The 12,740-nt window shown below is 69.1% G+C and carries 7 protein-coding genes; 6 read left to right on the top strand and 1 reads right to left on the bottom strand.

Annotation, left to right across the window (positions count from 1 at the left end):
* The first annotated feature begins 271 nt into the window (after positions 1-271).
* From OG953_RS07425 to OG953_RS07445, 5 genes are all read left to right on the top strand, one after another.
* Positions 272-3,673, top strand: coding sequence for a sigma-70 family RNA polymerase sigma factor (locus OG953_RS07425; protein WP_405683141.1), 3,402 nt, complete (start codon positions 272-274; stop codon positions 3,671-3,673).
* Between the two features lie 59 nt (positions 3,674-3,732).
* Positions 3,733-6,861 (top strand): helicase-related protein, encoded by a 3,129-nt coding sequence (locus OG953_RS07430; protein WP_405683142.1) that lies wholly within the window; start codon positions 3,733-3,735, stop codon positions 6,859-6,861.
* Positions 6,858-8,720: a DrmB family protein gene (drmB, locus tag OG953_RS07435; RefSeq protein ID WP_405683143.1), complete on the top strand. Its 1,863-nt coding sequence runs from the start codon at positions 6,858-6,860 to the stop codon at positions 8,718-8,720. The genes OG953_RS07430 and drmB overlap by 4 nt, the downstream gene beginning before the upstream one ends.
* Positions 8,717-9,817 (top strand): DNA helicase, encoded by a 1,101-nt coding sequence (locus OG953_RS07440; protein ID WP_405683144.1) that lies wholly within the window; start codon positions 8,717-8,719, stop codon positions 9,815-9,817. Before drmB ends, OG953_RS07440 begins: the two co-directional genes overlap by 4 nt.
* Positions 9,818-10,033: 216 nt before the next feature.
* Complete coding sequence (locus tag OG953_RS07445) at positions 10,034-10,513, top strand: hypothetical protein (protein WP_405683145.1); 480 nt, start codon at positions 10,034-10,036, stop codon at positions 10,511-10,513.
* Positions 10,514-10,860: 347 nt separating this feature from the next.
* Here OG953_RS07445 and OG953_RS07450 read toward each other — a convergent pair whose 3' ends face one another.
* Positions 10,861-11,682, bottom strand: a complete 822-nt coding sequence (locus tag OG953_RS07450; RefSeq protein WP_405683146.1) for a maleylpyruvate isomerase family mycothiol-dependent enzyme — start codon at positions 11,680-11,682, stop codon at positions 10,861-10,863.
* Positions 11,683-12,043: 361 nt separating this feature from the next.
* Here OG953_RS07450 and OG953_RS07455 point away from each other — a divergent pair, with 361 nt between their 5' ends.
* Positions 12,044-12,724, top strand: a complete 681-nt coding sequence (locus OG953_RS07455) for a hypothetical protein (protein WP_405692453.1) — start codon at positions 12,044-12,046, stop codon at positions 12,722-12,724.
* The last annotated feature ends 16 nt before the right edge of the window (positions 12,725-12,740 follow it).

Here is a 12,740-nt window from a genome sequence, read left to right on the forward strand (position 1 = left end):
GTCCCGCGACCGTCTCCCGATCCACTGGCTCTCCTCCTGCACCTCGCGCGGCCCGGTCAGGACACACGCCTCCCCATGGCGGCTGTCGCGCTGTCCATCCTCACAGAGAGGACAACCGACCCCCCGAAGCGTACACGAGACTTACCCATCGAACGAGTTGATGAAAGTGTTTACATCGTCAACGCATCGAGCGTATGGTGATGCCGCAAAGGAGAGCGTGCAAGCCGCGCTCCGCGTCCGCATTTGTCAGGTCGCGCCGCGTGAAAGTTGGGTGGCAGTGGAACTCAAGACCTCGGTCGCAGTGCTGTACCGCAATCTCCAGCAGGCCGCGAAACAGGGCGTCGTACCGCTCTCGGCCTTCGAGGCGGAGACGGCCGCACTGGCACTGGACGGCACCGCACGCGCACGGCTGATCTCAGCACTGTCCGAACTGGGACTGCGCCTGGAGACGACTTCCGTTGCTGCCACACCTACTGACGACTCAGGAGAAGTGAAGAAGGTTGTAGGACCGCGCACAGAAAACCCACAAATGGAAGGTCGACTGCAGCCGCGTGTGAACACAGCGCTGAGGTTGCTCGGCCGGTACGCCACGGAACGGGCCGTGACCGAGCGGGCCGTGACCGGCGTCTCCCGGCTCACGGGCCTGACTGCGTCGGAGGCAGCGGATCTACGGGCGGGTGCGGCGGCGCGGTTCTCGCTGCTCGTCGCGGAACCGCAGGCTGCCCGTACACGGCCCTCCGACATGACGATGCCCGAACCGGAGTCTCCGACTCCGCCGCCCCCGGCCAGGGACTCCGCGCCGCTCGCTGGGGACCTTGCGGCGGCCATTGCCGCAGCGCAGGCCGTCATCGAGGAGGACCGCCGCACCAAGCGGCCCGAGAAGCGGATCCTCACGGCACTGGAAGAGGTCGGACTCAGCGTGCTCCTGCGCGGCGGTCCCCGGTACATCGCCGTCGAGCCGACCGCCGAGGAACTGAGGAGCCTTCCGGCGACGGACATCCGTCGCCGCGCACGCGACTGCCTCGCCCTCCACAATCAGGGCCTCGCCTGGTCCCAGGTGAGAGCACACGTGGGTCAGGGCCTCGATGAGGACGATCTCTTCCAGCACGGGATGCTCGGCATCCTGCGCGCAATCCGAAAGTTCGATCCAAGTCACGGCAACAAGTTCTCCACCTACGCAACCTGGTGGGTGCGGCAGTCGATCACCCGGGCGCTGGCGGACGAGGGCAGCACCATCCGCATCCCGGTCCACATGCACGAGCTGGTGCGCAAGGTGGGTCGTGCGGAGCGCGATCTGATGGCAGCGGGAAGGTCCCGAAGCGCGGCCGCCGTAGCGGTGTCCTGCGATCTTCCGGTCAGCAAGGTGGAGGAGATCCGCCGAATCAGCAAGGTCACGGACTCCACCGACCGGATCATCGGGGACAGCACACACTTGGGAGAGCTGCTGGAGGCTCGTACGTCTCTTCCGTCCGTCGAGGTTGCGGTCATGGCAGCTCTGGCGGACGAGGAAGCACACGCGCTCGTCGCCCTCCTGCCGGAGCGATACGCACGCGTCGTGACCCTTCGCGTTGGCCTCGACGGCGAAGATCCCGCGACTCTCGACGTCATCGGCGGCGAACTCGGCATCACCCGTGAGCGCGTGCGGCAGCTGGAATCGCAGGTCTTCGCCGTACTGCGGGTCGCGTTCAAGGATCCGGCCGGGAATCCGCATGCCGCGCTGTCGAGCATGCTGGCCGATGCGCGGGGCGACGGCACGGCGAACAACCCGGTGGGCGCGATCAGCAGAGACCTCGGCACGCCGGACTGGCGCGCCGGGATCAGGGCGCTCACCGCGTTCCGAGCCCGGGAAGGACGCGCCATGCCCGGACCGAACCACGTAGAGGATGGATTCGCGCTGGGGAAATGGGTGACCCAGCAGCGCATGGACGGCCAGGCGGGAGGCCACGGTCTTCCGGCGCACCGGCGGATCCTCCTGGACACCGTGGGCATGGTGTGGGCCGCACCGAGGCCCGACGCAGACCGGAGACGACCCCGGCGTGCCCTCAGGCGGGCGGTCCGTGCGACCGGACCGCGCCACCTCGCACGGCCTGCGACGGATACGGTTCCCGCTCCCGCGCCGACCGGGCCCGAAACCGCAGCAGCGGAGCCGGTGGCGCCGACAGCGCAGCCTGACGGGGGCGCCGCCGCAGCCGACGAGACCGCGCTGTCCGTGCCTTCCGGGAATCCGGTGCTGCCCACCGGTCCAGCGCCGGTGCTCCCGGCGGTGAGGGACACAGCGCCGGCTTTCGAACCTCTGGCGCCGCCGGACACAGCACCGGAACCTCCGCCGGTCCTGGAGCAAGAAATCGAGAGGGTCGCTGTGTCCGCTCCGGCGGACAGCGGAACGCACACCCCGCCGTCCGCCGGACACGATCAAGCCACACCCGATGACACCCCGGCCGAGGGCTCCGAAGCGTCCATACCTGAAGTGTCCATGCCTGAAGTGTCCGCAGCCGAGCGGTACGCAGGGCGCTGGGGAGAGGCCATCGCCCTCTCCATCACGCTCAACCGGAGTGTCCGGTGGATGGCGCATTACGTCCATCTCGCTCTCGGGCACGTTCTGCTGAGCGAGATCCTGGGCCTTCACCAGGCACGGGCCGTGGCCGAGGTCGCCGAAGGCGGCAAACTCCCGGACCGCCCGGTCGGCCAGGCCCTTGAGGTACTCGTCCGTGTGGTGGACGGCCTCAAGGACGGAGAGTCGCGCCCGGAGGACTTCTTCGAGTCCCCGTCCCCTGCGTTGCTCGGCCGGTCGCCCCGCGAATACCTGGCCGCCTACCCACTGACGAAGCCGGAGGCCCGGCTGGCGCTCACGGACGCACTCAAGGGATTCTCTCCTGGCCCTGAGCCCCGTCCGGCAACAATCGATGAGGACCCGGTCGGCGGCCCTGCGGCAGCCACGGACACCACTGACGACACCGCGCTCCGCGAGGCTCTGGCTGCCGCCGATGAGGCGGCACAGCGATTCAGAGAACTGGAAGCCGACGTGGCGGACCGAGTCGCCCGGGCCAGGGCAGCGGAACGCAACCACGCGCGCGCCCAGGCTCAGGTGGACGCGTACGAGGCCGAGCGGCGTTTCCACAAGCTGGAGACGAGCGTGGCCGAGCAGGTCGCGAACGCCAGGGCGGAGGAGCGGAACAGGGCCCTGGCGGAATCACAAACCGAAGCGGCGCAGCAGATCGCCCGGATCCGCCGCGAGACCGAACAGCTCGTCCGGGAGGCCGACATGGCCGCCGAGGAGCGCGTACAGCAGGCCAAGGCCTCGATGGACCGTGCAGCCGCCGACCGCGAAGAGCGGGCGCTGCGTCACATGGAGGAGGAGATCGCTCGCCGGGCCCGCGGTGTCGAAGAAACGGCCCGTAGGCAAGTCCTTGCGCTGGAGGCCCGGCTGCGGCAGGCCGAGGCGGCCTTCACCGAACGCGCCCGCGCTGCACAGGCGATGGAGCAGGAAGCCACCGAGCGCGTCCGGGCAGTCGAGCGCTGGGCGGAGCTGCGCGTCGCCGAGGTGGAGCACGCCTCGCGCTCGCGTATTGCCGAGCTGGAGGCACAGCTCGCGCCGGTCCACGACACGACTCCGCCCCCGTCTCCGGCCGGCCCTCAGCAGCCCGACCCCCGCCGCTGGTGGCGGCGCGGGTGATTGCCCCGGAGCGGACCAACACGTCCCTCGTTATGACAACCATGTGGAGGAACCGAGCAGTGACCCCGCGAGACGAACTCGTCGACTATCTGCGTCGGCAACTGGTCGGACCGGCCCAGGGCCCGGACGAGGTGCTCGACGCGCCACCCGACCGGCAGTACCTCATGGGCACTCTCTACGCCCAGGATGCTGATCTGCAGCGGCGGTTGACGGAGACGGCCGAAGTGCTGGACGGCCCCGGCACGGAGAGCGACGCCGAGGACACCGCCCCGGCGGCCGACCCGATCCCCGAGTCGAATTCCTGGCTTCCGTCATCGCTCGGGTTCAGCTTCTACACCGATGCCCCGACCGTGGAAGTCAGTTGCGGCGCGGCTCGCTACGAGACGGAGCAGGGCGAGCGCGGACGCCGGTGGCGGCGCATCGCGCTCCCCGACGAGATCGTCACGCTCGCCCCGGACGCCGAGCGGATGACCGTGCTCGACGGCCGGGCGGAGATCCGGTTGCGGCGCCGCCGGTTCGGCGCCGGGCACCTGGTCACCGTGGCCCTGGTGAACACAGCCCACACGGGCACCGCCGCCGCGGCCGAGCCGGGGCGCGGGCGACCGACGCAATGGGACCGGATGCTGTTCCAGGTCCGCCTCGAGGCCCGCCCGGTGGGCGGTGACGTTCTGCAGTACCCGAGTGTGCGTCTCGCCAGCCGCGACCCGGAGGAGCAGGAACTCCGGCTCCAGTACCGCCACGTCCGCACCCATGCGGTCGGCCACGGCTGTTCGGTCACCGAAGTGTGCGAGGAAGACAGGATCACCGGCCTGAAAGCCACGGTGATGCCGCAGGCCGAGGTGCCTGCCACAAAGGCCGCAGGCCCTGTAGGGCTTCCCGTCCTGCGCGTGCTCCATCTCGCCGACCCCGACGTGCCGACCGTTCAGCTGCGCGACGAGTTGATGACCTTCGCAGACGGGTACCGCGAGTGGTACGCGGAGCAGCGGAACACGGATATCCCCGGCTGGGGGCGCGATGCAGCCGATCGCATCCTCGACCGTATCGAAGCAGTGGCCGGACGCATCGCTTCGGGCGTACGGACCCTCTGTGACCCCCAACGCCCTGAGCTGCTGGCCGCGTTCCGTACAGCCAACCACGCCATGGCCCTGCAGATGCGGCACTCGGCGCCCGACCAGGCCGGTGAGCGCCGGGCTCGCCATGATGCGGCCGCCCTCGAGCCGGCTCCCGCACCCGACGCGGCATGGCGTCCGTTCCAGCTGGCCTTCTTCCTGCTCTCTCTCGACGGGGTCGCCGATCCCTCACACCCGGACCGGGAGGTGGCCGACCTGATCTGGTTCCCCACCGGTGGTGGCAAGACGGAGGCGTATCTCCTGCTCGCGGCGTTCGTGATGGTCCTGCGCCGTCGTGATCCGCATGGCGGGGGCACTGCCGTTCTGAGCCGTTACACGCTGAGTCTGTTGACCACACAGCAATTCCAGCGTGCCGCCACGACGGTCTGCGCCCTGGAAAAGCTCCGCCGCGGGGATCCGGCGACGCTCGGCAGCGAGCCGTTCTCCATCGGTCTGTGGGTGGGAGAGCCGACTTCTCCCAACACCTACAAGGTGGCGGCCGATGCCTTCGACGACGTACGCGCGGCGGCGCGGCCCGAGGATGTGTTCACCCTGGACCGGTGTCCGTGGTGCGGCACACGCATCCTGCCCGGCAGGAAGTCCCCGGACATCGGCGACTACGGAGTGCGTGCGAAGGCTGATTCGTTTGCGTTCTACTGTCCGAGCGACGCGTGCGCCTTCCATGACGAGCTACCGGTGGCCGTCGTGGACGAGCACCTGTACGACCGGCCGCCGACGTTCGTTCTCGGTACGGTCGACAAGTTCGCGCGCCTGGCCTGGGAACCGAGGTCGGGGCGTCTGTTCGGAGCCGGGTCCGACCATCTGCCGCCCTCCTTGATCATCCAGGACGAGCTGCATCTGCTGACCGGTCCGCTGGGTACGACGGTGGGCCTGTACGAGTCGGCGGTGCTGGGGCTGTGCACGCGGGACGGTACCGGCCCGAAGGTGGTCGCCTCCACCGCGACGATCCGCCGCTCCGGCGAACAGGTCCGCGGGCTGTACGGGCGTGATGTGCAGCTCTTCCCACCCGCCGGGCTCGACGCGCGCCACTCCTACTTCGCCGAACCGGACACCTCACGTCCGGGACGCCGCTACGTCGGCGTAATGGCGCAGGGCCATACCGCGGGCCGTGCCTCCGTCGCCACGGCTGCCGCCATGCTTCAGGGCGCGTGGGAGCTTCCCGAGGAGAGCCGTGACGCCTACTGGACACTCGTCGCCTACCACCACAGTCTCCGCGAACTGGGCCGCACCGTCACAGCAGCGGCCGACGACATCCCCGCACAGCTGGCCGGGCTCGACAACGGGCAGGGCACCAGGGAACTGACGGAACGTCAGGTGCAGGAGCTGACAAGCAATCTTCCCCGTGCCGAGCAGCCCGTGCTGCTCGACCGGCTGGAGAAGCCGTACACCGACTCCGATTCCGTGTCGTTCCTCCCCTGCACCAACATGCTGTCGGTCGGTGTCGACGTGAAGCGGCTCTCCCTGATGCTGATGCAGGGACAGCCCAAAACCACCGCCGAGTACATCCAGGCGACCAGCCGCGTCGGCCGTCACTCGGTGCCCGGCCTGGTCGTGACGTTCTTCAACGCCACCCGCCCCCGGGACCGTTCGCACTACGAAACGTTCGACATCTATCACCGGGCGCTGTACCGGAACGTCGAGCCGACCAGTGTCACCCCGTGGTCCACACCGTCGCGGCGTCGTGCGCTGCATGCCGCGCTGGTGATCCTCGTACGCCATGGCCTCGGCCTGTCAGCCGAGAACCAGGCAGGTGAGATTGTCGACCGCCTGCCGGCCGCCGCTGCGCTCGCCGAGGAGCTGGCCCTCCGGGCGGCAGCCGGCGATCCGAGGGCGGCATCGGCCGTCCACGAGGAGCTGGACGACCTGCTGTCCGCCTGGCAGCAGCAGGCGCTCGATGCCCGTAAGGAAGGCAAGGAGCTGTACTACCGCGGTCAGGGCAAAGGACAGATGAATCTGCTGAAGAACTTCGAGCAGTACGGGGGTCTCTGGGAGACCCCTCACTCGATGCGCAACGTCGATCGGGAGTGCCAGGTGACGGTGAAGGGAGCGGACCTGTGAGCAGGCGACTGCGGGTGCGCCAGGCCCAGACGGTACTTCCGTTCGGGGTCGGGGCCGTCTTCGACATCCAGGGCGAGTCGTTCGTGGCGACGGGCATCGGTGACTGGCCCAAGCAGCGTCAGGAGGTCGAGTCGCTTCGGCTGGCCTCCCGGCTCGGGGTGAGCGCGTTCTACGCTGCGCCTCCCGCGACGGACGACCGGTTCGACCGGCAGAACGCGGCAGGTGCCCCGTACATCCGGTTCCCCTCGTGGCTGTTCTGCGGAGCGTGCCGCCGCATGATCCGCTGGCGTATCGCCGATGAGAAGGCGGGCATCCCGCCGCGCTGCCCGAGTTGTTCGCCCGTACGCCAGCTCGCACCGATGCGGTTCGTGCAGATCTGCGCGGGCGGCCATCTCGGCGACGTCGACTGGTGGTTCTGGGCACACTCCCGGCTGGATACTGCCGCCCGGCAGGCCTGCGACACGCGTGACCGGCTGCGGTTCAACGTGTCCGAACGCGCGACGGGCCTGGAGGCGCTGTCCGTCCTCTGCACCGCGAAGGGCTGCGGGGCCACCCGCGATCTGCTCGATGTTCTCGGCACCCATGGAATGCGGTGCTCCGGACGGAATCCCTGGCAACGGCGCAACGAGGCGGCGGAATGTACCAAGCCCGTGCAGGTGGTGCAGCGCACGGCGGGCAATCTGTACTACCCGGTGGTGAGCTCCGCGCTGGACATCCCGGAGAGCGACGCCCCCGCCGCACTCACCGACGAGGCCCTTGCGGAGCGGGTGCGTTCCAGCGACATGTGGGTTCCACTGTGCCGGGCTCACGGCGGACCTGCCGAGGACGCCTTCCGTGGCCTGGTCAAGGACGAGACCGGTGCTGATGACGTACTGCTGGACACGCTTCTGGCCGAGGAAACAGGGAGCACTCCCCCACCGTCGGCCCATGTGTCCGACACCTCCGACGAGCCGGCCGCCCCAGAGCTGAGCCGGGAGGAATGGGCGGCCTTCATGTCGCCCGCGCCACCCGCCACCCGCGACTTCGCCGTCCGCGAGACCGATCTCGGACTCGGCCACGAGAACGCCGAGCCCTGGGCATCGCTGCGGTACCGCATCGGCCGCGTCGTCCTGGCCGACCGGCTGCGCGAGGTGCGGGCCTTGCAGGGATTCCGCCGCGTCTCCCCCACCTCGGCCTTCGTACCCGCGGACACCGCCCGTCGGCTGCGCTGGCTCCCTGCCGTCGAGGTGTTCGGGGAAGGACTCTTCCTCACGCTGAACAAGGACGCGCTCACGGAGTGGGAAGGTGACGAGCGTGTACGCCAACGGGTGGCCGGCATGCGCACCGACCTCGACCGCTCCTTCCAGCGGGACCGGCTGGGCACCGTAACGGGCGCCGAACTCTCCCCGCGCTTCGTCCTCCTGCACACAATGGCTCATCTCCTCATCCGGCAGCTGTCGTTCGAGTCGGGCTACTCGACGGCAAGCCTGCGGGAGCGTGTGTACGCACGGCCCGAGCACGACCAGTACGGCGTTCTGGTGTACACGGCGGCAGGAGACGCGGAAGGCACCCTCGGCGGCCTCGTCCAGCAGGGCGAACCGCCCAGGTTTTCGGAGACTCTGCTGCGGATGACGGAGGCAGCTGCCTGGTGCTCGGCCGACCCGCTGTGCGCGGAGCACACCGGCCAGGGCTTCGACAATCTCAACCGTGCTGCCTGCCACGCCTGTGCGCTACTGCCGGAGACCAGCTGCGAAACGGGCAACACACTGCTCGACCGCGCGCTGGTCGTGGGCGGCGATCAGGTACCCGGCTACTTCGAGTCCGTTGTCGCAAAGGCCCTGTCGGCCGCGGCCGCAGCCATGGAGCGACTGCCCCGATGACTCTTACGTACGTGGATCTCACCCGGAGCCAGCAGGCGTCGCTCGACGCACTGCCGTTCGACGGCAACCATGTAGTCGATGGGCCGCCCGGCAGCGGCAAGAGCGTACTGGCCGCTCAGCGTGCTGTGATGCTCGCTCTGACCGGCGGACCGACCGTTCTGCTGACCCGGTCCTACCTGCTGCGGCAGTCCATCGCCCCTCTGGTTTCCGCACTCGGCCCGCAACAGGACAAAGTGGTGGTCGCAACCGCTCATTCCTGGCTGTCCCGCTGGTACCGCGAGTGTGCGGGCACCGATCCCTCCCGAACAGATTCGGGCTGGTTCGACTGGAGCGAGTTCTTTCAACAGGCCGCCGTGGCCGAAACGGCACACGGCTTCTCCTTCGTCATCGACGAAGGACAGGATCTCCCGCCGGACTTCTACCGCTTCTGCCGGGTGCTCCGGGCCCGGACGACCGTCTACGCGGACGAGTGCCAACGCCTGACCGAGACACAGTCGACTCTGCCGGAGATCGCGAAGGCGCTCGGCGCCGGAGCACCGCGCCACCTTGCCGGTAATCACCGCAACACCCGGCAGATCGCCGAACTGGCCGCCTACTTCCATGTCGGGACGGACACACCACAACTTCCGGAGCGCGAGGGACCGCCGCCACGTCTGCACAGGCTGTCCCGTCCGGGCACACTCGTCGACCTGCTGATAGGCATGGTCGAACAGCACCCGGGTCGAGGCGTCGGAGTCATCCTGAACTCCACTCGGGACCAGCAGGACCTCCTGACCCGACTGACGCGGCGGTCTCCGAGGATCAAGCCGCAGATGTACACATCGCAGGCGGCCGGGGGCCGGTACAGGAACCTGGATCTCGGCCGCCCAGGCATTGTGATCGTGAACCGAGCGAGCGCCAAAGGTCTCGGCTTCGACACCGTGGTGGTCCCTGACACGCACTCGGACGCGGCCACCGACCCGACATCCGCTTCATTGCGCATGGCCTACTACGTACTGGCCACGCGCGCCCGTATCGAACTGCACCTCGGATACGAAGGACTGAACGAACCACCGGCCATTGCGCAGATTCCCCGTCATGCGCTTGCCCGCGAATAGCGAGCACTGCAAGATCCGGTCGCTGGTACACCAGAACCCACGCCGCCGGGCGCCCGCCCCTGCTGTCTCTGTGCTCGGGTGTCGGACCCAGGGATCTCTCGGGGTTGTCCCCCACTGAAGTCCGGGGTTTATCCGGTCGCCCGGGCGACGCCGACTCCGTAGGTTCTGCGGTGGAATCGATCCACCGCTCGACAGATCAGCCCACGGAGGCCCCAGGTGACCGCCCCATCGCGCAGGCAGACGCGCACCCTTCACCCGTTCGTCGCGGCCTTTGTGCGGTTCGTCGTGTGTGGTGGCGGTGTCGGGCTTGCGTCGAGCGGGGCGCTCGTCCTGCTCAGCGACCGGATACCGATGGTTGTTGCCAACGCGCTGGTCACCGTCGTTTCCACTGTCATCGCGACCGAGTTGCACCGGCGGGTCTCCTTCCGGAGCGAGCGGAAGGGGTGGGGGGTCCATCTTCAGTCCGGGGTGACGGTCGCCGTGAGCTATGCGTTCACGACGGGGGCGCTGCTCTGTCTGTACGCCGTGCGGTCCGAGCCCTCGGCCCTGATCGAGCAGACGGTCTATCTGTCAGCTTCCACTCTGGCGGGGATCGGACGGTTCGCGCTGCTGCGGGTCGTCGTCTTCGGCGACCGGAAGCAGGCCCCCTCGCGCGATGACTCGCTGAGCAAGGCCGCGGTTGCGATGGCTGCGTGAGGGGTGGCGCCCGGGGCGTCCCGTCGGATGCGCGTCGCTCCATCGCCCCCTGTCGGCTCTGCTCCGCCCCCGTGGTCGGCGCGGTGGTCGCGCTGGTTGACCATCCGTGGCCGGTCGCGTGGGCGACATGGGTCCCACGGGTGGGCCGGGGCGGATGAGGGCCCTTGTACCGGGTCGCTGTCCGGTGCGGCCTGACGCGGTGGAAGTGTGGGGCGGAGAGCCGGTCCGCCGCGGCGCGCAGGGCGTACGGCGATCCGCCGCATCGGAGTGAGCGTCAGACGGGTCGTTGTCCCTTGGACGTGGCAATGGTGATCGTCCTGGCTCGACGCCGGAAATCGGCCCGCCCCTCAGGGCGCCTTGAACAGCTCCGGGAAGCGGGGAGCGAGCCAGGGTTTGCGACCCCAGGCGAGGACACGGCCGCGGGCCATGGCTCCCCATGGGTTGCACCGGCCGAGCGCCATCAGGAGGAAGGTGACCGGCTCGATGAGGATGGTGCAGTCCGGGCGGGTGGGCGGCTGAGGGGTGACGGATACGACGCCGTCGGTGAAGGTGACGCCGAAGCGGGCGCCGCTCCACAGCCGGATCGTGTAGCGGGCGGTCAGCCGGGCGATCGCAGCGGCATCGGTCACCCGGGGCATCGCCGTAATGAGGAAGGGCAGCGACAGCTCGACGCGCCTGCGGTCGAGCATGTGCGGGCGGCCCAGCGCACGGGCGAGGTCGTAACCATGGCCGAGCATGTGTGTCAGCAGGTACGAACCCAGCACTGCCTTGGTCATCGGGCCCAACGGGGTGACCACGTTCGTGTCCGTCGTGCACCCGTCCGCCGCCGTGAGGTACGCGTCCGCGTGCGTCACGATCAACTCGGCCAGCGGATCGGCGTCCCGCTCCCCGAAACCGGCGAGCGCGCGCTCATTGGCTTCGGCGAGACTCTGCGGCGTTCCGTCGCCGTAGCTGCGTTCCTGCCCGGCCGCGATGTCGGCCATCAGCTCGTTGGCCTGCGCCAGATGCGCTGCCGCCTGCCCGAGGGTCCACTCCGAGCCGGGCACCGGAACACCTGTGTCGGCAACCCCGCGCAGCACCGCGGCGATCTCCTCGGCGGTGGCGCGTATCGCCTCGCCGAGCCCCTCGGGCAGCGTGCCTCGTACGTCGTGTCCGGTCACTGGTTCCACGTTTCTCCCCGCCTCGACCGCGTCTGTGCGCCGGATGCGCGCAGCCCGGCCGCGGACCTCGTCACGGATCACCCACGGTGCCCGCGGTACACAAGACCAGGTGGCGGGGCCTGCGACAAGAGCCGGAGCACCAGGACCGCGGGCGTCATCGACCACAACCCCCTGTCGAGCTCGACGCCCTCGTCGCCGTCTGGGTGACGGTACCCGGAAGGTACGTATGTAGACACCCGTCATCTGCACCTGCCGCAAAGCACCTGGCTCCTTTGCGCACCTCCAGCGGTTGCGCCCATATACTCGTTGGCCGGTCGGCCCGTTCGTCGCCGCCCGGTGACTCGTGGCTGGGCCACCGGGGGAGAACGAAGTGGCGGGGGCGACCGGACCGATCCGGACAGGCGTGGCACTGGCGGGCGGGCGTTACCGCATCGAGGAGCAGGTCGGCCAGGGCGGGATGGCCGCCGTGTACAAGGCGCACGACACAGCCAGGACGCCGCCGGATGTGCTGATCACCAACCAAAAGATGCTGGATCTGCTGCTGCAGCGTGCCGAGGACCGGCCGTTGTGGGAGGGCGCCGATCTCACGTATGTGGTGCTCGACGAGTTCCATACGTACGACGGGGCGCAGGGCACGGATGTGGCGATGCTGCTGCGCCGGCTCGTACGCCGCGACCGGCTGCCGCCTCGGACATTCAGGGGCTGCGGCCTCTGTGGGACAAGGAACGGACGGCGCGGATCTTCCGGCGGTGTACGGCGGGTTGCCAAGGTGTGTTCCGGGAGCGGGAGGTACGGGGACAGGGTGGCGTACACCTCGGCCGCCGAAGCGGGGCGGTCTTCGGACGCTTGGCCGGCAGAGCCGACACCAGGTCCTGGAGCGGCCGGTCCACGTCCACACCGGCATCCGCGATCGGCGGCGGCGCCCGATCGCTCCCTTCGTCCGGCCACCGCACGGGCCGTAGGACATGCCTCCCGCCCTGCTGCGAGTCGCCACCCCACCATCACCCTCCGCTCATACGTGGCCATAGGAGACGGTCCCGTCGGTTCATAGGCCAGAATGAGTGGTA

It is taken from the genome of Streptomyces sp. NBC_00057, from assembly GCF_045041165.1.
Taxonomy (GTDB): Bacteria; Actinomycetota; Actinomycetes; order Streptomycetales; family Streptomycetaceae; genus Streptomyces.

Excerpts from the sequence above, each read along its gene's own strand:
- OG953_RS07440 (WP_405683144.1), top strand. The coding sequence starts at position 8,717 with ATGACTCTTACGTACGTGGATCTCACCCGGAGCCAGCAGGCGTCGCTC.